This is a genomic window from Paracidovorax wautersii, assembly GCF_031453675.1.
In the GTDB taxonomy this organism is placed as follows: domain Bacteria; phylum Pseudomonadota; class Gammaproteobacteria; order Burkholderiales; family Burkholderiaceae_C; genus Paracidovorax.
Genome location: NZ_JAVIZX010000001.1, coordinates 3,280,681 through 3,302,028 on the forward strand (window position 1 = coordinate 3,280,681; position 21,348 = coordinate 3,302,028).

Sequence of the window (21,348 nt, forward strand, 5' to 3'; positions counted from 1 at the left end):
ATCCCTTCAAGCCGCCTCGGCCGGGGCGGCTGAAGGTGCTACCAACCCCAGGCCAGGCTGCGGGCGACCCAGCCCTTCTGGCCGCCCTCGCGCTGCACGTGGGCCCAGGTGCCCGACTTCTTCAGCGTGCGCACCACTTCGTGCTGCTGCAGTTTGCCCACCACCCGGTGGCTGGGGCCGGGGCCGGCCCGCAGATTGGCCGTGCGGGCGGTGACCACCATGTGCGGGGTCTTGCTGGTGAGCGGCGCATAGACCCAGCCGAGCGGCTCTTCATAATCGCGCACCTTGAGCCAGTTGCCCTTGCGCTGCGTCACGCGCAGCGGGTAGCCGTCGCTCAGTTCCCACAGCGTGGCCGAGCGCGTCGAAGGCGTCTCGCGCACGTTGACGGACGAGCCCTTGATGCTCACGTACTGCTGGGCCTGCGCGGCGCCGGCGGTCAGCAGCAGCAACAGGCTGGCCGCGATGCCTGCAGCGGCCGTGGTGAACGCGCGGCCGGCGCGTGGGAGGCGGGGGATCAAGGGCTGGGGGCGGGGAAGGGTGGCTGACACGCTGCGGGTACTCCTCTCGGTCGATGGAAAAAATGAGAGGGGTGGACGGCTGCGGGGGAGCGAAGTTCCGGCCAATGTGTCGGGGATGACCCGGGGCCTGCCCTGATCCACCCGGTGGTCGCGCCGGAATGCATCAAAAATATGAGCTGCCTGCGCTGGCTGCCAAAGGGATTCGGGCACAAATGACCTTGGAAGCCATTGTGGCCGAGCGCCTCCAGCTATTATTTTTAATATTGCAGCCGGCGACCGTCAGGCACGCCGCGAACGCGTGGCCCAGGCCAGCGCAAAGCAGAGGGCCAGCGTGGGCAGCGCCGAGCCGGCACCGGCCCACACGCGCGGCAGCAGGTGGTAGAACGCGATGCCCGACAGCCACAGCGCCACCGGCAGCCACTCCACGCGCGATGCGCGCTGCAGCAGGGCGGGGGCCGACACGCCGAACGCCAGCCGCCCCAGGATCACGCCGAACAGCGGCACGAACACCGAACTGAGCAGCAGCAGGAACGGCTCCAGGCTGTGCATGGGCAGCACCAGCGCCAGCGCCGTGCACACCGCCGCCACGGCCAGGCCCCATTGGCGGATGCTCCAGCGCGGCAGCAGGCTGTGGGCCGACACGGCGCCGGAATAGGTGTCGCCATAGGCGTTGTCCACCTCGTCGATGAGGATCAGCGACAGCGCGATCAGCCCGCCCTGCGCCAGCAGCAGCGCGGTCACCAGATCCTGGCTGGGCAGCGTCAGCGCCACCAGCACGCCCAGCGTGTAGCACCAGATATTGGCCAGCGCATAGCCCAGCCAGGTGCCGCGCAAGGCCGCGCCGCCGCTTCTGCCGTGGCGCGCGTAGTCGGCCACCAGCGGCAGCCACGAGATGGGCATGGCGATCACCAGATCCAGCGCGGGCATCACGCCCATGCCGCCGGCGCCCTGGCGCTGCCACAGCTGCGCAAAGCCCTGCGCATGCGCCAGCGACAGGAACTGCCAGCTCAGCCACAGCAGCGACAGCACGACGAGCGGCAGCGCCACGCGCGCGATCACCCGGCGCACCAGCTGCACCATCGAGCCGCTGATGAGCGCCATCACCACCGCGCCCCACAGCAGCGTGGCCGCCACGGGCCACCAGGCCGCGGCCATGGCGCCGGACTGGCGGCCGATGGCCACCGTCGCGTCGCGCATCACCACCAGCTCGAACGTGCCCCAGCCGATGAGCTGCACGATGTTGAGCACGATGGGCAGACTGGCGAAAGAGCGTCCGTAGACCGCATGCATCAGCCCGGCGCTGGCCAGGCCGCTGTCGCAGCCCAGCTTGGCCACCCAGCCCAGCAGGCCGGCGCCGACGAGCGAGCCGAACACGATGGCGGCGAGCGCCTCCTGCGTGCCCAACGCTGGCATGAGATAGGCCCCCACCTGCATGACCAGCAGGCCCACGCCCAGGCTGAACCACAGCGAGGCATGGTCGTGCCACTGGAACACGCGCCGCTCGGCGGGCACCGGTGCAAGCGCGTCGTTGGCGATGGGGGAGGAGGGGGACATGCGGGCTCCGTGGCAGAAACGACAGAGCAGGGGCCGCACGCGCCAGGCAGCGCCAGGGGAGTGGGCGGCGGCATGGCATGGTGGACAGCTTCCCTGCGCGAGGATGATCTCGGGCCCACGCGTATCGGAGCGTGGGAACAGGTTCGAAGGGTGTGATCTCAGCCCTGCATTTGCAGGACACCCCTAGCTTGTGCCGCCTTGCGGCAGCGGCGCGCATTGTGCCATGCACCTGCGGCAGCTTGGCGCCTATCAGTCCGCTGCGGTTTCAGGCAGCCTGGCGACGACCCTGATCCTGATCCTGAACTTAAAGCCGTACAGCCAGGTCTCGTCGATGCCGCTGCGGCGAGCATTTGCAGCGATGTCGGGGGCCAGCACGCGGGGATCGCGTGGGAGCCTGGAGATGTTGGTCTTTTAGGGCTGTAGCGCTTTGGGGTTGGGTGGAGGGCGGTTCGCTGTTTTGATGTTGCCGGGGTTTTGCTTTCCGGGGCCGGGGTGTGCGCCCGGCGGCGCACTCACTTTCTTTTGCTTCGCCAAAAGAAAGTAAGCAAAGAAAAGGCGACCCGAAGTCCGTGACCCCCATCGCCGTTGGCGACCGGGGCAACCTGCGATGCTCGCGCGGCGGGGGCCGCCGTGGAACTCACTGCGCTGCGTTGCAGCTCCGTTCAGACAGCCACGGCGAGTCAGAGCACGAAGCCTGCGTGTCCTGCGGCACGCAGGCGCCCCCGCCGCGCTGTGCTTCTCGGCACGGCCACACGGGCAGGGGACGACTCGGGCCGTCGCTGCGCTCGGCCCTGGATGGGGGAGTGCGGGCGCACTGCGCAGGCGCGCAGCGCCGCGAAGGCCGGGTCAAGCGAAGCAAAGACCCGTGTCGTTCCCTCGCCCTTCTGTATGCGCCGAGGAGCACAGGGCGCGGGGCGGGCGGGTGTGCCGCAGGACACGCCCGCTTCGTGATCTGACTCGCCGTGGTTGTCCGAGCGGAGCGCGCCAGCGCGCAGCGAGTTCCACGGCGCCGCCCCGTGACCGAGCACCGCAGGTTGCCCACAGCGCAGCGGAGGGACGCAGACAGCAGGGTCGCCTTTCTATTGGGTACTTTTCTTTGGCGAAGCAAAGAAAAGCACCTCGCCCGCCGGGGCGAGACCCGGCCCGGGGAAGCAGCGCCTCAGCAGCCGCTCAAAAGAAAAGAAAGACGGTGCATCTTTCAAAAGCACAAAAAAGAGGGCGCCAAAGGGGTGGCGGTCTTTCGCGCAAGCCCGGGCGACGGCAAGCATTTGCAGCGCCGATGGGAGCGTGCTTGAACGGGGTGGTCAGCGAGGCATGGGGGACGTCCCCTCCGCCCCAGGTCGTCAGTGCGTGGCGGGCGATGCCACGCCCAGCCGTTCGTGCAGGCGCGTGCTGGTGGTCGTGTACTGCAGCGCGACCGGCGCCTCCGCCACGCGCTCGGCGGCGGCGAAGGCGGCCAGCGTGGCCTCGTGGAAGCCGCACAGGATGAGCTTGCGCTTGCCCGGGTAGGTGTTGATGTCGCCCACGGCATAGATGCCGGGCACGCTGGTGGCGAAGGTGGCCGTGTCCACCACCAGTTGCTTGCGTTCGATGTCCAGGCCCCAGTCGGCCACGGGCCCCAGTCGCGGCGAGATGCCCAAATAGACGAAGAGCCGGTCGAGCGGAAGGCGCTGCGCAGCGCCTTCGGTGTCGGTCAGGTGCAGTGCCTGCAGCGGCCCGCCTGCGGGCGCATCCACCCCGGTGATCTGCGCGGCAATCACGCGGATGCGGCCTTCGTCGCGCAGGGGCTGCAGGCGTGCCAGCACCTCGGGTGCCGCCTGGAAGGCATCGCGGCGGTGCAGCAGCGACACGCTGGCGGGGGCGCCGTCACCCTGGCGCTCGGCACAGGCAATGGCGGCAGCCACGGCGGCTTCTTCGCCGCCGTGCACGACGACGTGCCGGCCTGCCACCACGGGGGCGCTGGCGGCGTCATCGATGGCGGGGTGGTAGAGCACCTGCGTGCCCACGAAGGCCTCGATGCCCTCCGCCTTGACGGTGCGCGGCACGAAGGCGCCCACGCCGGCGGCGATGAAGACGTTGCGCGCCAGCAGCGTGGTGCCGGTGGTGGTGCTCAGCAGCACGCGGCCATCACCCGGCTGCACGGCCAGGGTGCTGACCTGCTGGCCCAGGTGGCGCTGCGGCGCGAAGGGAAGGATCTGGCGCTCCAGGCGCTGCACCAGCTCGCGGCCGGTGCAGACGTCCACGCCGGGAATGTCGTAGATGGGCTTGTCGGGGTACAGCTCGGCGCACTGGCCGCCCACGTGGGGCAGGGCGTCGATGAGGTGCGCAGCCATGCCTTGCAGGCCCAGCTGGAACACCTGCCACAGGCCTACGGGCCCGGCGCCGATGACGACGGCGTCCGTCTCGATGGGATGATGCTGCGTGGAGGGAGTCACGGCAACGGACGCTGATGGCGCCATCAGGCCCGATGCAGGCAGCGGCGGCGCATGCCATCACCACAGCCCAGCCCCGCACACGCCGCGCAAGGGCCGCCCCGCCGCGCTGGCGTTGCCCCGCTTCCGGCCAGCGCAACGCCGCCAGAGAAGGGGAGAGCGGCGAAGCCGCTCGGGGGGCTGTTCTCCATCACGAGCGGATCAGGTCGGCCACCTTGCCGGGCTTGCCGTTCCACTCGTCGGCGTCAGGCAGCGCGGCCTTGCGCTTGGTGATGCTCTTGAACTGCGGCGACAGCTCGGCGTTGATCTTGATGAAAGCCACCTGGTCTGCGGGCAGGTCTTCCTCGGCGAAGATGGCATTGGCCGGGCACTCGGGAATGCACACGGCGCAGTCGATGCACTCGTCAGGGTCGATGACCAGGAAGTTGGGGCCTTCGCGGAAGCAGTCCACGGGGCACACGTCCACGCAATCCGTGTACTTGCACTTGATGCAGTTCTCTGAAACGACGTGAGTCATGAGATGAGGATGTCTTTGTAATCGGGGGTAACCTGCAATTTTAGGCCGTTTCGCAGAGGGGGCCGCCGGCCCGTCCCCTGCGGTGGCGTGGGATCGTGATTCGCGTCAATTCACCAGCACCGCACCGGCCGTCTTGTGGCTGGCCGTGTCCACCAGAATCAGCGAGCCCAGCACGCGGGCCTGCGTGAAAGGCGCCGCCGGCAGCGCTTCCTGCAGCACCAGTTCGACATGGCCGATGGCATTGGGATCGAGCTGCGTGGCGTCTTCCTCGGCCAGGGTGTTGATATCGAGGCGGTGCACGATGCGCTTGACCTTGGCCTTCACCCAGCGGTGGCCGTGCAGCGCCCAGTACACGCGGCCGGCCACAAGCGCCTCGTCGTCCATCCAGGCCACGGTGGTGCGCAGTTCGCGCTGGCCGGGCCAGGGCGCGACGGGCGCGGGCGTATCGAAGTCGTCTTCGGCCGTGGCCGACGGGGCACCCGGTGCTGCCAGGATCCAGTCGCCGCGCGATACGTCGACCTCGCGGTCCAGCACGATGCCGGCGCTGGTGCCGGCGGGCACGTCGCCCGGGCGGCGGGCGTGGTCCAGCACCTGGGCCACGGTGGCCAGCTGGCCGCTCGGGAAGACCTGCACGGCCGTGCCGGGCGCGAATTTGCCTGCGGCCACACGGCCCCAGAACACGCGGCGGCCTTGCGAGGTGTCGGCGGACGAAGAGAACTTCTCCACCCACTGCACCGGGAAGGCCACGGGCAGCGCCACATCGGCGGGCGTGTTGGGCAGCAGCTCCAGGATCTGCAGGAGGCTGGGGCCTTCGTAGCCGCACCAGCCGGGCGCCGCGTCCACCACGTTGAAGCCCTTGAGGGCCGACACGGGCACCGTGGCGCGCACGGCAATGCGGGCGGCGTGGGCGAACTTCTCCAGCGCCGCGCGGATGTGCGCGAAGGCCAGGGCCGGGTCTTCGACCGCGTCCAGCTTGTTCACGGCGAACACCAGCGAGGGCACACGCAGCAGGTTGACCAGCAACGAGTGGCGGCGTGTCTGCGGCAGCAGCGCGAGCTGCGGGTTCTTCCAGTCGAGCTTGGTGGCGTCGACCAGCACCACGGCGGCGTCGGCGCTGCTGGCGGCGGTGACCATGTTGCGCGTGTACTGCTCATGGCCCGGCGCGTCGCCGATGATGAACTTGCGCGTTTCGGTAGCGAAATAGCGATAGGCCACGTCGATGGTGATGCCTTGCTCGCGCTCGGCGCTGAGGCCGTCGGTCAGCAGGGCCAGGTCGGTCTCGCCACCGCGCTGCACGCCGGCCAGGTGGTCCTGCAGCACCGCACGGCTGTCCACCAGCAGGCGGCCGATCAGCGTGCTCTTGCCGTCATCCACCGAACCGCAGGTGATGAACTTCAGAGCCGATTGGTGGTCGTTTTGGCCTGCAGCGCTCGTGGTGCTTGCGCTGGTAGCTATTGAATTGGTAGTGGTTGTCATGGAACTCTCTCAGTCACCCGAAGGTGCGTTGAAACCGGCGCGGTCCAGGCGAGGACCGCCGTGCAAGGGCCGCCCCGCCGCACTGGCGGTGTCCCCCTTCCCGCGCTGCGCAGCAGCGCGAGAGAAGGGGGAAGGCGCGCAGCGCCACAGGGGGATGCACATCAAAAGTACCCGTCTTTCTTGCGCTTCTCCATGGAAGCATCCGATGTCTTGTCGTCCATGCGCGTGGCGCCGCGTTCGCTCACGTCGGCAGCCAGGGTCTCGATGACGATGTCGGCCGCCGTGGCCGCCGTGCTCTCCACGGGGGCCGTACAGGTGATGTCGCCCACGGTGCGAAAGCGCACGTCGCGCGTTTCTACCTGCTCGCCATCGCGCGGCGGGGTGAGCTCGGTCACCGGCATCAGCAGGCCCTTGCGTTCGACCACCTGGCGCTTGTGCGTGTAGTACAGCGAGGGCAGGCCGATTTGCTCGCGCTCGATGTACTGCCACACGTCCAACTCGGTCCAGTTGCTGATGGGGAACACGCGGAAGTGCTCGCCGGGCGCCAGGCGCGTGTTGAACAGCGTCCACAGCTCGGGCCGCTGGGCCTTGGGCTGCCATTGGCCGAAGCTGTCGCGGTGCGAAAAGATGCGCTCCTTGGCGCGGGCCTTTTCCTCGTCGCGGCGGGCGCCGCCGATGAGGGCGTCGAAGCGGAACTCCTCGATGGCTTCCAGCAGCGTGACCGACTGGTGCACGTTGCGCGATTCGCCGGGGTGCGCCAGGCGCACGGTGCCGCGGGCCATCGAATCCTCGACATTGCGTACGATGAGATCGGCGCCCAGCTCCTTCGCGCGGAAGTCACGGAAGTCCGTCACCTCGGGGAAGTTGTGGCCCGTGTCGATCATCAGCAGCGGGTAGGGAATGCGGCCCACGCCGAACGCCTTCTCGGCGCACTTGAGCATCACCAGTGAGTCCTTGCCGCCGGAAAACAGCAGGGTGGGCCGCTCGAAGGCGGCGGCGACCTCGCGCAGAATGAAGATGGTTTCTTCTTCCAGTGCGTCCAGGTGGCGGTTGCTGAGCTGGCTCAGCACATGGGGTTCGGTGCGGGCGTTCATGCGCGGTCTCGTGGTGATCTCGGGGGCGTTCTCGGTCAGGCAGCGTCGCGGAAGTGCGGCAGCGGGTGCGCCACGTCGCCCTGGTAGAACGCGTGGAAGCGATCGAACTGGCGCTGTGCGTCAGCTGCGTCCACGCCTTCGCGCAGCACGGCCACGTCGAAGCCGCAGCGGGCCATCTGCACCAGCTGGTCGATGAGCACGTCGCCCGTGGCGCGGATCTCGCCGGTGAACTTCAGGCGCTGGCGCAGCAGGCGCGCCTGGCTGTAGGCACGGCCATCGGTGAACTTGGGAAAGTGCAGGTCGATGCGCGTGACGCCGGTGAGGTCTTGCACCAGCGGATCGGCATCGTTGGCCAGTTCCAGAACGTTTTGGCCCTCTGCGCCCGTCGAATGGGCGCTGGCAGCTATTATTTTCATATTATTTCGGTGGCGTGGGTTCAGGCGGTGGCTTCGGCGGCAGGGTGGCGCGCGGCGTTGCCGGCGGCCTTGAAGGGCTCGATGCCCACGCGGCGCACGGTGTCGATGAAGTGCTCGTATTTCTGGCCCTGCGCGGCGCGTGCCGCGTCGGCGGGCAGCAGCTGGCGCTGGTCGCGGTAGGTGGCGAGCAGCGCCTCGATGACGCCGGGCACCTCGGCCGCGCTGAACGACGGGCCGATGATCTTGCCCGGCTGGGCGGGGCCCGACAGGTCGGTGCCGTCGGCGCCGCCCAGCGTGATCTGGTACCACTCCTTGCCGTCCTTGTCGACGCCGAGGATGCCGATGTGGCCGCTGTGGTGGTGGCCGCAGCTGTTGATGCAGCCGCTGATGTGCAGGTCGATCTCGCCCAGGTCCCACAGCTCGTCCAGGTCCTGGTAGCGCTCGGTGATGGCCTCGGCGATCGGCAGCGACCGCGCGTTGGCCAGCGAGCAGAAGTCGCCGCCGGGGCAGGCGATCATGTCGGTCAGCAGGCCGATGTTGGGCTGGGCCAGGCCCAGCGCCTTGGCGGCCTTGTACAGGGCGGGCAGCTGGTCGCGGCGCACCCAGGGCAGCACCAGGTTCTGCTCGTGCGTCACGCGCAGCTCGCTGGCGGAGAAACGGTCGGCCAGGTCGGCCGCGGCTTCCATCTGCTCGGCCGTGGCGTCGCCCGGCGCGTAGCCCAGGCGCTTGAACGACAGCACCACGGCGCGCAGTTGCGGCAGGCGGTGCGGCAGCACGTTGCGGGTCAGCCATCGGCCGAAATTCCGGTCTTCCTCCGAGGCCGCGCGCAGCAGGGCGAGCGTCTCGGCCTCGGCATCGGCCGGCGACAGGTCGAGCGCGGGCTCCTGGAAGTTGGCCGCCACGCGGTCGTATTCGGCCTGCGTGATGGTGTGCGGGCCGCCTTCCACCTCGACGATCTGGCGGAACTCCTCGTTCACCTGGTCCACGTAGGTCTGGCCTTCGGACTTCACGAGGATCTTGATGCGCGCCTTCCACAGGTTGTCGCGGCGGCCGTAGCGGTTGTAGACGCGGATCACGGCTTCCAGGTAGTTCATGACCTGGTTCCACGGCAGGAACTCGCGCAGCACGGGGCTGATGACCGGGGTGCGGCCCATGCCGCCGCCCACGCGCACCTGAAAGCCCAGTTCGCCCGCATCGTTCTTCACCAGCTGCAGGCCGACGTCGTACCAGCCGAGGGCGGCGCGGTCTTCACGGGCGCCGTTGAGCGACACCTTGAACTTGCGCGGCAGGAAGGCGAACTCGGGGTGCAGCGTGCTCCACTGGCGCAGGATCTCGGCGAAGGGGCGCGGGTCGGCGATCTCGTCGGCGGCGATGCCAGCCAGCGCATCGCTGGTGATGTTGCGGATGCAGTTGCCGCTGGTCTGGATGCCGTGCAGCTGCACGCTGGCCAGCAGGTCCATCACGTCGGCGCTCTTGTCGAGCGGGATCCAGTTGTACTGCACGTTGGTGCGCGTGGTGAAGTGGCCGTAGCCGTACTTCAGGTGCGTGTTGATGCGGCGGCCGTCGGCCAGCGGGATGTCGCCCAGCTTCTCCTGCGTGGCCTGCGCTTCGGCCAGCAGGGCCGCGTCGGGCTGGTCGTATTCGCGGGCCACCTTGGCCAGCACGCGCAGCTGCGTGCTCGACAGCTCGCCGTAGGGCACGGCGACGCGCAGCATGGGCGCGTAGCGCTGCACATACCAGCCATTCTGCAGGCGCAGGGGCTTGAACTCGTCGCCGGAGATCTTGCCGGCGTAGTAGCGTTCCAGCTGGTCGCGGTACTGGTCCGCCCGCAGGCGGATGAACTGTTTGTCGAACTCGGTGTATTGGTACATGGTGGGGCGGGGCGTTGTCGGGTGACGCGCGGTCGTCTCAGAAAGCGTGGGGTAGCAGGCCGGTGGCCGCGCGCCGGGGCGCGCAGAAGCCAGCGCGGATTGGACCAGAACGGCTGCGCTCGTGCGCGGAGCGGCCCTGCACGGCGCGGGCGGCGCGCAGCACCTGCCGCAGGCGGGTGCCGGAATGGTCGGAAGCGGCGTCGGACGCAATGGATCGCATGGGGTGCGACTGTAGAGGGCGTCCTTATGGAAGCAAACTATTGTTTTGTGCTTCCTTTATGCAAGTTGAGTTATTTGCATTCGCCTGGCCCGTGTGGGAAGAAGGGAGCGGATGTCGGCCCCGGCGTATCAGCGTTGCAGATACGCCGGGTGCGACCGGGCTGGCCGGGCGCGGCCAGCCGCTCTCAAGCCGGTACAGCGAAGCGTTCGGTGCCGAGGGCGCGCGCCAGCCGGGCGTCCAGCGGCAGGGGTTCGTCGTGCAGGCGGGCCGCCAGCAGCTCTCCGCACAGCAGCGCCAGCGTGAGCCCGCGCGCCCCCATGGCCGTGGAGACCCACAGGCCGGGCAGGGCGAGGGCGTCCACCGGGCCGGTGATCGGCAGCCGGTCGCTGGAGGCGCAGCGCACGGCGGCCCAGTCGCGCACAGCGGGTTCGTCGGCGCCGCCGATGCCCTCGATCGCCCGGTGGAAAGTGGGCGCCAGTTGCTCGGCCATGGCGGGCAGCAGCTTGTGCAGCTTGGCCAGGTTGTCCCCGTGCGAGGCGCGGACTTCTTCGGGCAGCAGCGGCAGCCGGCTCTGGCCTCGCTCGAAGGTGGAGCCGGCGTGCCAGGCGTGGCCGCCCGGCACAGGGATGTGCGGCACCAGGCTGCCGCTGCCATTGACGGGGAAGGGCGGCCAGCCCGCGCTATCTGCCGGCTGCAGTCCCCAGGACAACTGGCCGCGCAGAGGGCGCACTGTCCAGCGGTCGTCCAGTAGAGGCATGCTGCCCGGGCCGGCGGCCACGATGGCGTGCGAGGCGGTGGCCAGCACGGTGCCCTGGGCGTCGAGCGCCTGCCACAGGGGGGCGCCCGCGGCATCCGTGGTGCGACGCAGTGTGGCCACCCGGGCGCCTGGGTGCCAAGTGATGCGGGCCTGCGCCAAAAGCGACTGCACCAGCCGTGCCGGGCGCACCCAGCCAGCGCGCACGTGCCAGCAGGCCGCCGTGTCGGCCGGCAGGCCGGCGCACTGCAGCGTGTCGGCATCTGCGCTGCGGCTCCAGTCGTTCCCGGGGCCGCTGCGCCATTCAGACGGCAGGCCGGGGTCGCCGTCCACGCGGTGCTCCAGCACGCCGCAGGGGCTCCAGTCCTCCCCGGACTGCAGCGCCGCCAGGGCCTGCAGGGTGGTGCGCACACCGTTGCGTGACAGCCTGGACAGCACGCTGTCGTCGCGCGAGACATGCGGTGCGAACAGCCCGGCCGGCAGGCCCGAGGCGCCGGCTGCGGGCGCATTGCCCTGGTCCAGCACCTGCACCTGCCAGCCGCGGCGTGCCAGGCTGGCGGCCGCGGCGGCCCCGGCCAGCCCGGCGCCGATCACCAGGGCCTGCCCCGGCGCGGCAACGGCGACCGTGGGGGCCGCGTCGCGTGCGGTGCGGGGCTCCCAGCGCGGGTCGAAGATGGCCTGCAGGTTGTCGCGCTTGGGGGGCACCCCGGCCACTTTGCGCACCTCGAAGCCGCACTGCGCGAGGGCGTCCCGCACGGCGCGGGCGATGGTCCAGGTGGCCAGGCGCGTGCCGCGCCGGCAGCAGCGCGCGACGGCCTTGAGCGTCTGCGGCTCCCAGATCTCGGGATTGCGCTGCGGGCTGAAGCCGTCCAGGTAGATGGAGTCCGCGGTGGGTGTCTGCTGGCGCAGCATGGCCTGGGCATCGCCCACATACAGCGTGAGCAGCACGCGGCCCTCCTCGAACGACAGGCGGTGCACGCCCGGCAGCAGGCCCCAGAACTGGTCGTGGAGTTGCTGCGCCAGCGCCAGCAGATGCGGGTGGGCGTGCGCCGCACGCAGCAGATCGGCCGGGCTCACGGGCCAGGCTTCGCAGGACATGAAATGCAGGATCAGCGGGCGCTGCGGGTCGTGCCGCCAGGCGTCCCAGGTCACCAGGAAGTTCAGCCCGAAGCCGAATCCGGTCTCCAGAATGCGCCATTGCGACTGCCCGGCCCACGCCGCAGGCAGGCCGCAGCCTTGCAGAAAAGTGTCTTGCGCCTGTTGCAGGCCGCCGTTTTCGCTGTGGTAGCGGTCTTGGAAGCGCGGGCTGTAGGGCGTGCCGTCTGGCATCCAGTCGATGGGTTCGGACATAAGGCGCCGATTGTCCGCGCCCGCAGGAGGTGACCGGGCGAGCCGAACACGAAGGGTTGCGCGATGTCAGAGGGACTGCGCTACGCGTTGAGCGCGGCGCGAAAAACTGCGCGGCCCAGGCCAGCAGACGCCAAGCAAGGGCCGCCCCGCCGCGACGGCGTCGTCCCCCTTCCGCATCGCGCAGCGATGCCAGAGAAGGGGGAAGGCGCGCAGCGCCTCAGGGGGGTGCCGTGATCAAGCGCTCGGAGGCACGTAGCCCTGGGCGGCGTCGGCCCCATCGCCGAAGAAGTGCTGTTCCATCTGGCGTGCCAGGTACTGGCGGGCGCGGGCATCGGCCAGGTTCAGGCGGTTTTCGTTCACCAGCATCGTCTGGTGCTTGAGCCAGCCGGCCCAGGCTTCCTTGCTGACGCTTTCCCAGATGCGCTTGCCCAGTTCACCGGGGTAGGGGGGAAAGTCCAGGCCTTCGGCTTCCTTGCCGAGCTTGATGCATTGAACGGTACGTGCCATGAAAAGAACTTCCTGAATCGATGGGTTAGATGTTTTGGGTATTAAGAACTGAAATTTCAGTAGTTCCAGTTTTGAAGAGCGACTTTCAGAATGCGTTGCATCGGTGGATTGCACCGGTTCACATCGACACCAGAAAGCCTCTCATGAACGTTCGCCGTCACTTTATCAAGTTTCCCCTGGCTGCCGCCCTGATCAGCACCTTGGCCCTGACGGCACTGCCGTCGTTCGGCCAGACCAAGCAGTTCCTGAACGTGTCGTACGACCCGACGCGCGAGCTGTACGTGGAATACAACCAGGCGTTCGGCAAGCACTGGAAGGCCAAGACGGGGCAGGACGTGCAGTTCAAGCAGTCGCACGGCGGCTCGGGCAAGCAGGCCCGCTCGATCATCGACGGCATCGACGCCGATGTGGCCACGCTGGCCCTGGGCGGCGACATCGATGCGCTGGCCAAGCATGGTCTGCTGGCAGCCGACTGGCAAAAGCGCCTGCCGCACAACTCGGCGCCCTACAGCTCGACCATCGTCTTCCTGGTGAAGAAGGGCAACCCCAAGGGCCTGAAGGACTGGGACGACCTGATCAAGCCCGGCGTGCAGGTGATCACCCCCAACCCCAAAACCTCGGGCGGCGCCCGCTGGAACTACCTGGCCGCCTGGGAATTCGCCAAGCGCAAGTACGGCGGTGACGCCAAGGCCAAGGAATTCGTCGGCAACCTGTACAAGAACGTGCCGGTGCTGGACACGGGCGCGCGCGGCTCCACGATCACCTTCGTGCAGCGCGGCGTGGGCGACGTGCTGCTGGCCTGGGAAAACGAAGCCTTCCTGGCGCTGAAGGAATTCGGCCCCGAGAAGTTCGAGATCGTCGTGCCGTCGCTGTCCATCCTGGCCGAGCCCAGCGTGGCGGTGGTGGACAAGGTGGTGGACAAGAAGGGCTCCCGCGCCCTGGCCGAGGAATACCTGAAGTACCTGTATTCGGACGAAGGCCAGGACATTGCCGGCAAGAACTTCTACCGCCCGACCAGTGAGAAGGCCAAGGCCAAGTACGACAAGCAGTTCCCCAAGCTCACGCTGGTGACCATCGACCAGGCCTTTGGCGGCTGGACGAAGGCCGACAAGGACCATTTCGCCGATGGTGGCAGCTTCGACCAGATCTACACCAATAAGTAATGAAAATAGGCTGTAGCGCTTATTGGATAAGCGCATGCAGCTATCATTAACGTAGCAAAAGCAAGGCCCCGCATGTCCGTCCTCCTGATCGCTGGCAGTCCCTCGGAGCGCTCCCGGTCCGCCGCGCTGCTGGACGCCGTGGCCCGGCGGCTGGCGCTGCGCGGGGCGCGCACCGAGCGGCTGGACGTGCGCAGCCTGCCGCCCCAGGCCTTGCTGTGGGCCGATGCCAGCCACCCGGACCTGGCCCGCGCGCAGCACCAGGTGGCGAGCGCCGACGTGGTGGTGGTCGCCACGCCGGTCTACAAGGCGGCCTACAGCGGGGTGCTCAAGGTGTTTCTCGACCTGCTGCCCCAGGCGGCCCTCAAGGGCAAGACGGTGCTGCCGCTGGCCACCGGCGGCAGCCCGCACCACATGCTGGCGCTCGACTATGCGCTGCGGCCCGTGCTGCAGTCGCTGGGCGCCAAGCACATTCTGCCCGGCATCTACGCCACCGATGCCCAGGTGGTGCTGACGCCGGAAGGCGCCAGCCAGGTGGGGGCGGAGGTGGCCCAGCGCATCGACGAAGCCGTACATCTTTTGGCCACCGAAACCCTGCGCGCCCCGGAGCCGGCCCCTGCGGCGGCGGGGCGGTTCTCGCCGGTGCACTTCTCGCAGGTGCGATGTAGCGTCTGATGCCGCGCGGCGCCCACCGGCGCGCGCGCTTTCCGCCTGACGTCTCCGTTCATTTTTTGATCGTCCGTGTTCGCACGGGCAGGGCGCAGCTTTGTCTGGCCCCCTCCACCGGAAGGATTCCCGATGCCGCACAGCCCCTCGACCTTCGCGCAGTTGCCCGACTCTGGCTCCGGCGAGGCCGCCGCCCCCGCGCCGGCCGGCAGCCCCTGGCTGCGTGCGCTGCGCGCCGTGGGCGTGGCGGCGCTGGTGATCGCTGCGCTGTTCGTCATCGCGGCCTTCCTTCTGCTGCCGGTCGTTCCCGCCTGAGCGGACACGCCGGTTCACCGCCCTTCCTCGCTCTTCTTGCCTTTGCGGAAAGACACCACACCATGACTTCGCCCTTCCTGCACTCCCTGGCCTCCGCCCCGCGGGGCGACGCCGTCCCCGTGTCCCGCCGCCGTGTGCTGGCCTCCGCTGCCGGCGCCGCTGCGGTGCTGGCCGCCGGCGGAGCCGCCTGGGCCCAGCCGAAGGGCGAGCGCGTGCTGCGCGTCGGCCACCAGAAGGGCTGGCTGTCGCTGCTCAAGGGACGCGGCACGCTGGAGAAGAGCCTGGCGCCGCTGGGCGTGAAGGTGACCTGGACGGAGTTCAATGCCGGCCCGGTGCAGCTGGAGGCACTGAACGTCGGCTCCATCGACTTCGGCGACGTGGGCGAGGCCCCGCCGATCTTTGCCCAGGCCGCGGGTGCGCCCCTGGTCTATGCGGGCGCCACCGTGCCGCGCCCGCAGCTGGAAGCGGTGATCGTGCCCAAGGGCTCGCCCATCCGCAGCGTGGCCGACCTGAAGGGCAAGCGCGTGGCCTACAACAAGGGCTCCAACGTGCAGTACTTCCTGGTCAAGCTGCTGGAGAAGCACGGACTCAAGTACGCGGACGTGCAGTCCGTCTTCCTGGCGCCGCCCGATGCCCGGGCGGCTTTCGAGCGCGGTGCGGTGGACGCCTGGGTGATCTGGGACCCGTTCCTCGCTGCCGCGCAGAAGACGCTGGAGGCGCGCCTGCTGGCCGACGCCACGGGCGTGGTCAACAACCGTGCGTACTACTTCAGCTCGCGCGACTTCGCCACCAAGAACCCCGACGTGCTGCGCATCGCCGTCAAGGAGATCGATGCGGTGGACCAGTGGGTGTCGAAGAACAAGGGGGAGGCCGCGGCCGAGCTGTCTGCCGTGCTGGGGCTGGACCGGTCCATCACCGAGCTGTTCGTCGGCCGCGCAGGCTATGGCACGTCGGTGGTCACGCGCGAGATCCTGGCCGAGCAGCAGGCGATCGCCGACACCTTCTTCGCGCTCAAGCTCATTCCGAAGCAGCTCAACCTGCTGCATGCGGCCCCGGTCGACCTGCTGTGAGAACGCACGCCATGACCGCGCTCCTTCCCGGCTCTCTGCACCCACGCTTCGATCGCGTGCTGGCCGTGACCGCGGCCGCCTGGGGCCTTTCGTTGCCCTCGCCGCTGCCGGCGCACCGCGTTGCGCGTGCGCTGGGGGCGCGTCCTCCCGTGGCCCGCGTGCGCACCACCGCTGCCGCCCCCTTCAGCGGCTTCGCCATTTCCTACTGACCCGACGCACAGCGTCAGGAGACCGTCTATGCAAGTGTTCTGGTTCATTCCTACCCACGGCGATAGCCGCTACCTGGGCACCGCCGAAGGTGGCCGGGCACTGTCGCACGACTATGTCAAGCAGGTCGCCGTGGCGGCCGACAGCCTGGGCTACGAGGGCGTGCTCATTCCCACGGGCCGCTCCTGCGAGGACCCGTGGGTGATCGCCTCCAGCCTCATCGGCGAAACCAAGCGCCTGAAGTTCCTGGTGGCCGTGCGCCCGGGGCTGCACCAGCCCAGCCTGGCCGCGCGCATGGCGGCCAGCTTCGACCGCCTCAGCGGCGGGCGCCTGCTCATCAACCTGGTGACCGGCGGCGACCAGACCGAGCTGGAAGGCGACGGGGTGTTCCTGGACCACGCCGCGCGCTACGAGCAATCGGCCGAGTTCATCCGCATATGGCGCGAGATCCTGGCGCGCAGCCATGACGGCGGCACCTTCGATTACGAAGGCAAGCATCTCAGCGTGAAGGGCGCCAAGCAGCTGTTTCCGCCGCTGCAGAAGCCCTATCCCCCTGTGTACTTCGGTGGCTCGTCGGCCGCCGCGCACGATCTGGCGGCCGAGCAGGTCGATGCCTATCTGACCTGGGGCGAGCCCCCCGCCGAAGTGGCCAAGAAAGTCGCCGACGTGCGCGAGAAGGCGGCCCGCCATGGCCGCACGGTGAAGTTCGGCATCCGCCTGCATGTCATCGTGCGCGAGACCGATGCGGCAGCCTGGGCCGCCGCCGAAGACTTGATCAGCCGCGTGAAGGACGAGACGGTCGTGCAGGCGCAGGCCGTCTTCGCACGCATGGACTCCGAAGGCCAGCGCCGCATGGCCGCGCTGCACGCAAGGGCGAGAAACAAGGCTCCCACGCTCGACGCTGGCGCGTCTTCGCTGCCCCCCGAGGGGGCTCAATCGCCTAGGGGCGGCCCGTCGGCGATTGGACGCTCCCGCGCCGATCTGGAAATCAGCCCCAACCTGTGGGCCGGCGTGGGCCTGGTGCGCGGCGGCGCGGGCACGGCCCTGGTGGGCGATCCGCAGACGGTGGCGGCACGCATCGAGGAGTACGCGGCCCTGGGCATCGACACCTTCGTGCTTTCGGGTTACCCGCACCTGGAAGAGGCGTACCGCTTCGCCGAGCTGGTGTTCCCCCTGCTGCCGCTGCGCGTGCAGGAACGGCTCACCGGCGGCCACGCCCTCGGGCCCTTCGGCGAGACCGTGGGCAACCAGTACGTGCCGCGCGCGGCCCAGAGCTGAACGGCGGCAACGCCTCAACGAACAAGGAAAGAACGCACCCATGGCCATCCACTCCATCAACCATGTGCAACTGGCTTTCCCGGCCGGCGCGGAAGGGCAGATCCGCACCTTCTACGCCCAGCTGCTGGGCCTGACCGAACTGCGCCATGCGGCGACGGGACCGGCGCTGCACTTCGCGGCCGGCCCGCAGCGCATCGAACTGGTGCCCACGGAGCGCTGGGCGCCCGCGCCCGCGGCCTCGCACCTGGCTTTCGAGGTGGACAACCTGCCCGAGCTGCGCGGCCGCCTGTTGCAGGCCGAACTGCCGCTGGTGGAAAACCGCGCGCTGCCCGGCTACCTGCGCTTCTACGTCAAGGATCCGGCGGGCAACCAGCTGGAGTTCCTCGAGGCCGATACCGAGCAGGAGCTGCCCGTATGACCGCCAGCACTTCCGCGGGGACCGTGCGCGAGTTGCAGGTTTCCCCCGTGCCCGAGTCGCCGGACGGCCCTGCCAGCGGCGCGCTCGGCGTTGCCGCGTGGCAGGGGCTGGCCGCCGTGGGGCGTCGCCTGCTGCCCTGGCTGGTGCCGGTGGCGCTGATCGCCCTGTGGCAGGTGGCTTCGTCGCTGGGCTGGCTGTCCACGCGCGTGCTGCCCGCGCCGCTGGACGTGGTGAAGGCCGCCTGGACGCTGACGGAATCCGGCGAGCTGTGGACCCATGTGAAGGTGAGCGCCGGCCGCGCGCTGGCGGGGCTGGCCATCGGGGGCGGGCTGGGCCTGGTGCTGGGGCTGCTGACCGGATCGCTGCGCATCGCCGAGACGCTGCTCGACTCCACCATCCAGATGGTGCGCAACATCCCGGCGCTGGCGCTGATTCCGCTGGTCATCCTGTGGTTCGGCATCGACGAGTCGGCCAAGCTGTTCCTCATCAGCGTGTCGGTGTTCTTTCCCATCTACCTGAACACCTTCCACGGCATCCGCAACGTCGACCCGCAGCTGATCGAGATGGGGCGCACCTATGGTCTGGGCCGCTGGCAGCTGTACCGGGACATCATCCTGCCCGGCGCGCTGTCGTCCATTCTGGTGGGGCTGCGTTTCTCGCTGGGCCTGATGTGGGTGATCCTGATCGTGGCCGAGACCATTTCGGCGCAATCGGGCATCGGCTACCTGACCATGAACGCGCGGGAATTTTTGCAGACCGACATCGTGCTCGTCGGGATCCTGCTGTATGCGCTGCTGGGCAAGCTGGCCGACGTGTTCGCCCGGGCGCTCGAACACTGGTGGCTGCGGTGGCATCCCGGATACCAGTGAGCTACCCCCTGAGGCGCTGCGCGCCTTCCCCCTTCTCTCGACTCGCTGCGCGAGTCGGGAAGGGGGACGACGCCGGTGGCCTGGCGAAGCCAGTTCCACGGCGTCCGCTGGCATTGGGCCGCGCCGGTTTTTGAACGCATTGACCTGAATACAGGACCTGATATGACCTTGCATTTGAATCGTCGTACCGCGCTGGCCGCCATTGGCATGGCTGCGACAGGCATCGCTGCCGCACAGCCTGCTGCTTCCACCGTTCGCATCGGCTACCAGAAGTCGTCCACGCTGATCGCGGTGCTCAAGATCCAGGGCACGCTGGAAAAGCAGCTGGCACCGCTGGGCGTCAAACCCACTTGGCATGAGTTCACCAGCGGGCTGCCGCTACTGGAGGCGCTCAACCTCGACAACCTGGACTTCAGCGCCGACGTGGCCGACACCGTGCCGGTGTTCGCGCAGGCCGCCGGCGCGCAGCTCACCTTCGTGGCGCAGGAGGCGCCGTCGCCCACGGCCCAGGCCATTCTGGTGAAGGCGGATTCGCCGCTCAGGAGCGTGTCCGATCTGAAGGGCAAGAAGGTCGGGTTTGCCAAGGCGGCCGGCGCGCATTACCTGCTCATCGCTGCGCTGGAGAAGGCCGGGCTGTCGCTGGCCGATGTGCAATCGGCCTACCTCACGCCCGCCGATGGCCGCGCGGCGTTCGAGAAGGGCGCCATCGACGCCTGGGTGGTGTGGGATCCGTTCCTCTCGGCCGCGCAGCGCCAGTCGGGTGCCCGCGTGCTGGCGGACGGCACGGGCCTGGCGTCGTACCAGCGCTATTACCTGGCCAGCAGCAAGTTCGCCAACGCGCGGGCCGACGTGCTGCGGGTGGTCTACGCCGAGCTGGAAAAGACCGGCAAGTGGGTCAAGCAGCACCCCAAGGACGCGGCAGCGCTCCTGGCTCCCGTGTGGGGCCTGGACGCTGCCACCATCGAGCAGGCCAATGGCCGCCGCAGCTATGCCGTGCGTCCGGTGCTGCAGGACAACCTGGGCGAGCAGCAGAAGATCGCCGATGCCTTCCTGGCTGAGAAGCTGCTGCCGCGCAAGGTGAACGCCGTGGATGTGCCCTTGTTCAAAACGGGGGCATGACGCCATGGGTACCACCACTGCCCCTGAAGCCGGCGGCGTGCGCCTGGAAGCGCGCGGCCTGCACAAGCGCTACGGCGCGCGCGACGTGCTGCGCAACACGCAGCTCACCGTGGAGCACGGCGAGTTCATCGCCATCGTCGGCCGCAGCGGCTGCGGCAAGAGCACCTTGCTGCGCCTGGTCGCCGGCCTGGAAGAGGCGAGCAGCGGCGCGCTCTACACCGACGGCCAGGCCGTCCACGGTTTGCACGGCGACACGCGCATCATGTTCCAGGAGGCGCGCCTGCTGCCCTGGCGCCGCGTGCTCGACAACGTGACGCTGGGCCTGCCCAAGGCGCAGCGCGAACGCGGCCGCGAGGTGCTGGCCCAGGTCGGCCTGGCCGACCGCGAGAACGAGTGGCCGGCGCGCCTGTCCGGCGGCCAGCGCCAGCGCGTGGCCCTGGCGCGCGCCCTGGTGCACCAGCCGCGCCTGCTGCTGCTGGACGAGCCCCTGGGCGCGCTCGACGCGCTCACCCGCATCGAGATGCACCGCCTGATCGAAGGCCTGTGGCAGCGCCACCGCTTCACGGCCTTGCTCGTCACCCACGACGTGCAGGAGGCGGTGGCCTTGGCCGACCGCGTGATCCTCATCGAGGACGGCCGCATCGCACTGGACGAACGCATCGCGCTGGCCCGCCCGCGCTCGCAGGGCGATGCCGCATTTGCCGCCATCGAAAAACGCATCCTCGACCGCGTGCTGCAAAAGCCCTCGGCCGATGCCGCGCCGCCACCCGGCGCCGGCTGGCCCGGCGTGCCCGCGCACGGACTGCGCTGGGCGGTCTGAGCCGTCCTTGTTTGTTGAACGACCCGCTCCATCCCTTCCCGTTTCTGCCATCCCATCCACGGACTTCCAAAGGAGTTAAACCATGTCCATCCAAGCCATCAACGTGCGCAACCAGTTCAAGGGCAAGGTGCGCGAGATCGTCCGCGGCGACGTCGTGTCCGAAGTGGACGTCGAGACGCCCTGGGGCATCGTCACGTCCGTCATCACCACCCGGTCGGTGGACGAACTGGGCCTGGACGTCGGCTCCGACGTCGTGGCGCTGGTGAAGTCCACCGAGGTGTCGATCGCCAAGCTCTGAGCGGTGGTTTCAGATCAAAAAGGCCTGTAGCGCTTTTGGATAAAGCGCATGTAGCTATAAAAAATGTAGTAATCGACCAAAGGCGGCCCGCGGGCCGCCTTTTTTTATTCCGCTAGTTATCGCAAGTGCGTTGCGTTAATGCGCATAGAATGGCAGCGTTGGTGCTCGCGGCGGCATTCGTCCCGCCGCAGTTCAACGGGAAGCAGGAAGGCCCTCGGACGCGCACGCGTTCGCAAGGCCCAGCCTGCGCTGCCCCCGCAACGGTCAGCGGACGGGTCGCCCTGGTGCGGCCCACCTCCATCCACACGCCACTGGGCGCCTGCCAAGGTGCCTGGGAAGGCTTTGGAGGGCGTTCCGTCAGCCCGGATACCGGCCAACGAGGTGGCGCCAGCGCACACAGCGCGGGCGTCGTGTGCCCA

23 protein-coding genes and 1 riboswitch are annotated in these 21,348 nt (G+C 68.9%); of the genes, 11 read left to right on the forward strand and 12 right to left on the reverse strand.

The genetic code is table 11. The annotated features are described in order from the left end of the window. Positions 1-38 precede the first annotated feature (38 nt). The 12 genes from QE399_RS14845 to QE399_RS14900 form a co-directional block, all read right to left on the reverse strand. Positions 39-515 (reverse strand): SH3 domain-containing protein, encoded by a 477-nt coding sequence (locus QE399_RS14845; protein ID WP_405044126.1) that lies wholly within the window; start codon positions 513-515, stop codon positions 39-41. A gap of 282 nt (positions 516-797) precedes the next feature. Further along, positions 798-2,072, reverse strand: a complete 1,275-nt coding sequence (locus QE399_RS14850) for a purine-cytosine permease family protein (protein WP_309829747.1) — start codon at positions 2,070-2,072, stop codon at positions 798-800. A 249-nt stretch (positions 2,073-2,321) separates the two neighbouring features. Beyond that, positions 2,322-2,447 carry a hypothetical protein gene (locus QE399_RS14855; RefSeq protein WP_309829750.1) on the reverse strand — a complete coding sequence of 42 codons (126 nt, stop codon included), beginning with the start codon at positions 2,445-2,447 and terminating at the stop codon, positions 2,322-2,324. A gap of 968 nt (positions 2,448-3,415) precedes the next feature. Beyond that, entirely contained in the window at positions 3,416-4,531 is a 1,116-nt protein-coding gene (locus tag QE399_RS14860) for an NAD(P)/FAD-dependent oxidoreductase (RefSeq protein ID WP_309829752.1), read from the reverse strand. A gap of 163 nt (positions 4,532-4,694) precedes the next feature. Beyond that, on the reverse strand, positions 4,695-5,021 hold the full coding sequence (gene fdxA / locus QE399_RS14865) for a ferredoxin FdxA (protein WP_309829754.1): 327 nt from the start codon (positions 5,019-5,021) through the stop codon (positions 4,695-4,697). A 105-nt stretch (positions 5,022-5,126) separates the two neighbouring features. Next, positions 5,127-6,497 (reverse strand): sulfate adenylyltransferase subunit 1, encoded by a 1,371-nt coding sequence (locus QE399_RS14870; protein ID WP_309829756.1) that lies wholly within the window; start codon positions 6,495-6,497, stop codon positions 5,127-5,129. A 161-nt stretch (positions 6,498-6,658) separates the two neighbouring features. After that, positions 6,659-7,591, reverse strand: coding sequence for a sulfate adenylyltransferase subunit CysD (cysD, locus tag QE399_RS14875; RefSeq protein WP_309829758.1), 933 nt, complete (start codon positions 7,589-7,591; stop codon positions 6,659-6,661). 35 nt (positions 7,592-7,626) lie between these two features. Next, a complete protein-coding gene (locus QE399_RS14880) occupies positions 7,627-8,007 on the reverse strand; it encodes a DUF934 domain-containing protein (protein WP_309829760.1) in 381 nt (126 codons plus the stop codon). Positions 8,008-8,027: 20 nt separating this feature from the next. Continuing rightward, positions 8,028-9,878, reverse strand: a complete 1,851-nt coding sequence (locus QE399_RS14885; RefSeq protein WP_309829762.1) for a nitrite/sulfite reductase — start codon at positions 9,876-9,878, stop codon at positions 8,028-8,030. A 37-nt stretch (positions 9,879-9,915) separates the two neighbouring features. Further along, positions 9,916-10,098 carry a hypothetical protein gene (locus QE399_RS14890; protein WP_309829764.1) on the reverse strand — a complete coding sequence of 61 codons (183 nt, stop codon included), beginning with the start codon at positions 10,096-10,098 and terminating at the stop codon, positions 9,916-9,918. 184 nt (positions 10,099-10,282) lie between these two features. Next, positions 10,283-12,202, reverse strand: a complete 1,920-nt coding sequence (gene mnmC, locus QE399_RS14895; protein ID WP_309829766.1) for a bifunctional tRNA (5-methylaminomethyl-2-thiouridine)(34)-methyltransferase MnmC2/FAD-dependent 5-carboxymethylaminomethyl-2-thiouridine(34) oxidoreductase MnmC1 — start codon at positions 12,200-12,202, stop codon at positions 10,283-10,285. A gap of 234 nt (positions 12,203-12,436) precedes the next feature. Continuing rightward, positions 12,437-12,709: an oxidative damage protection protein gene (locus QE399_RS14900; RefSeq protein ID WP_309829768.1), complete on the reverse strand. Its 273-nt coding sequence runs from the start codon at positions 12,707-12,709 to the stop codon at positions 12,437-12,439. Between the two features lie 143 nt (positions 12,710-12,852). On the opposite strand from QE399_RS14900, the gene QE399_RS14905 reads away from it, so the two are divergent. From QE399_RS14905 to QE399_RS14955, 11 genes are all read left to right on the forward strand, one after another. Next, positions 12,853-13,872, forward strand: a complete 1,020-nt coding sequence (locus QE399_RS14905; RefSeq protein WP_309829769.1) for a sulfate ABC transporter substrate-binding protein — start codon at positions 12,853-12,855, stop codon at positions 13,870-13,872. A 72-nt stretch (positions 13,873-13,944) separates the two neighbouring features. Further along, positions 13,945-14,544 carry an NADPH-dependent FMN reductase gene (gene ssuE, locus QE399_RS14910; RefSeq protein WP_309829771.1) on the forward strand — a complete coding sequence of 200 codons (600 nt, stop codon included), beginning with the start codon at positions 13,945-13,947 and terminating at the stop codon, positions 14,542-14,544. Between the two features lie 123 nt (positions 14,545-14,667). Further along, positions 14,668-14,850, forward strand: a complete 183-nt coding sequence (locus QE399_RS14915; protein WP_309829777.1) for a hypothetical protein — start codon at positions 14,668-14,670, stop codon at positions 14,848-14,850. 62 nt (positions 14,851-14,912) lie between these two features. Further along, positions 14,913-15,920: a sulfonate ABC transporter substrate-binding protein gene (locus QE399_RS14920; RefSeq protein WP_309829778.1), complete on the forward strand. Its 1,008-nt coding sequence runs from the start codon at positions 14,913-14,915 to the stop codon at positions 15,918-15,920. Positions 15,921-15,931: 11 nt separating this feature from the next. Then, positions 15,932-16,129, forward strand: a complete 198-nt coding sequence (locus QE399_RS14925) for a hypothetical protein (protein WP_309829782.1) — start codon at positions 15,932-15,934, stop codon at positions 16,127-16,129. Positions 16,130-16,157: 28 nt separating this feature from the next. Beyond that, positions 16,158-17,405, forward strand: a complete 1,248-nt coding sequence (locus QE399_RS14930; RefSeq protein WP_309829783.1) for an FMNH2-dependent alkanesulfonate monooxygenase — start codon at positions 16,158-16,160, stop codon at positions 17,403-17,405. Between the two features lie 40 nt (positions 17,406-17,445). Further along, a complete protein-coding gene (locus QE399_RS14935) occupies positions 17,446-17,823 on the forward strand; it encodes a VOC family protein (protein WP_309829785.1) in 378 nt (125 codons plus the stop codon). Next, entirely contained in the window at positions 17,820-18,692 is an 873-nt protein-coding gene (gene ssuC, locus QE399_RS14940) for an aliphatic sulfonate ABC transporter permease SsuC (protein WP_309829787.1), read from the forward strand. The genes QE399_RS14935 and ssuC overlap by 4 nt, the downstream gene beginning before the upstream one ends. Before the next feature lie 162 nt (positions 18,693-18,854). Next, on the forward strand, positions 18,855-19,811 hold the full coding sequence (locus tag QE399_RS14945; RefSeq protein ID WP_309829789.1) for an aliphatic sulfonate ABC transporter substrate-binding protein: 957 nt from the start codon (positions 18,855-18,857) through the stop codon (positions 19,809-19,811). Between the two features lie 4 nt (positions 19,812-19,815). Continuing rightward, the gene (locus QE399_RS14950; protein ID WP_309829791.1) at positions 19,816-20,631 is read left to right on the forward strand and encodes an ATP-binding cassette domain-containing protein; all 816 of its coding nucleotides are present in this window, start codon (positions 19,816-19,818) and stop codon (positions 20,629-20,631) included. Positions 20,632-20,713: 82 nt separating this feature from the next. Beyond that, positions 20,714-20,929 (forward strand): TOBE domain-containing protein, encoded by a 216-nt coding sequence (locus QE399_RS14955; RefSeq protein WP_309829792.1) that lies wholly within the window; start codon positions 20,714-20,716, stop codon positions 20,927-20,929. Between the two features lie 142 nt (positions 20,930-21,071). Further along, positions 21,072-21,321: riboswitch (cobalamin riboswitch) on the forward strand. Positions 21,322-21,348 lie beyond the last annotated feature (27 nt).

Bases quoted from the DNA above. Each gene is read 5' to 3' on its own strand.
- QE399_RS14880 (WP_309829760.1), bottom strand. From the start codon at position 8,007: ATGAAAATAATAGCTGCCAGCGCCCATTCGACGGGCGCAGAGGGCCAA.
- QE399_RS14950 (WP_309829791.1), top strand. From the start codon at position 19,816: ATGGGTACCACCACTGCCCCTGAAGCCGGCGGCGTGCGCCTGGAAGCG.
- QE399_RS14925 (WP_309829782.1), top strand. From the start codon at position 15,932: ATGACCGCGCTCCTTCCCGGCTCTCTGCACCCACGCTTCGATCGCGTG.
- QE399_RS14945 (WP_309829789.1), top strand. From the start codon at position 18,855: ATGACCTTGCATTTGAATCGTCGTACCGCGCTGGCCGCCATTGGCATG.
- QE399_RS14955 (WP_309829792.1), top strand. From the start codon at position 20,714: ATGTCCATCCAAGCCATCAACGTGCGCAACCAGTTCAAGGGCAAGGTG.
- QE399_RS14935 (WP_309829785.1), top strand. From the start codon at position 17,446: ATGGCCATCCACTCCATCAACCATGTGCAACTGGCTTTCCCGGCCGGC.
- QE399_RS14870 (WP_309829756.1), bottom strand. From the start codon at position 6,497: ATGACAACCACTACCAATTCAATAGCTACCAGCGCAAGCACCACGAGC.
- QE399_RS14920 (WP_309829778.1), top strand. From the start codon at position 14,913: ATGACTTCGCCCTTCCTGCACTCCCTGGCCTCCGCCCCGCGGGGCGAC.
- mnmC (WP_309829766.1), bottom strand. From the start codon at position 12,202: ATGTCCGAACCCATCGACTGGATGCCAGACGGCACGCCCTACAGCCCG.
- QE399_RS14885 (WP_309829762.1), bottom strand. From the start codon at position 9,878: ATGTACCAATACACCGAGTTCGACAAACAGTTCATCCGCCTGCGGGCG.
- QE399_RS14930 (WP_309829783.1), top strand. From the start codon at position 16,158: ATGCAAGTGTTCTGGTTCATTCCTACCCACGGCGATAGCCGCTACCTG.
- cysD (WP_309829758.1), bottom strand. From the start codon at position 7,591: ATGAACGCCCGCACCGAACCCCATGTGCTGAGCCAGCTCAGCAACCGC.
- QE399_RS14850 (WP_309829747.1), bottom strand. From the start codon at position 2,072: ATGTCCCCCTCCTCCCCCATCGCCAACGACGCGCTTGCACCGGTGCCC.
- QE399_RS14890 (WP_309829764.1), bottom strand. From the start codon at position 10,098: ATGCGATCCATTGCGTCCGACGCCGCTTCCGACCATTCCGGCACCCGC.
- QE399_RS14915 (WP_309829777.1), top strand. From the start codon at position 14,668: ATGCCGCACAGCCCCTCGACCTTCGCGCAGTTGCCCGACTCTGGCTCC.
- QE399_RS14900 (WP_309829768.1), bottom strand. From the start codon at position 12,709: ATGGCACGTACCGTTCAATGCATCAAGCTCGGCAAGGAAGCCGAAGGC.
- fdxA (WP_309829754.1), bottom strand. From the start codon at position 5,021: ATGACTCACGTCGTTTCAGAGAACTGCATCAAGTGCAAGTACACGGAT.
- QE399_RS14860 (WP_309829752.1), bottom strand. From the start codon at position 4,531: ATGGCGCCATCAGCGTCCGTTGCCGTGACTCCCTCCACGCAGCATCAT.
- ssuC (WP_309829787.1), top strand. From the start codon at position 17,820: ATGACCGCCAGCACTTCCGCGGGGACCGTGCGCGAGTTGCAGGTTTCC.
- QE399_RS14905 (WP_309829769.1), top strand. From the start codon at position 12,853: ATGAACGTTCGCCGTCACTTTATCAAGTTTCCCCTGGCTGCCGCCCTG.
- ssuE (WP_309829771.1), top strand. From the start codon at position 13,945: ATGTCCGTCCTCCTGATCGCTGGCAGTCCCTCGGAGCGCTCCCGGTCC.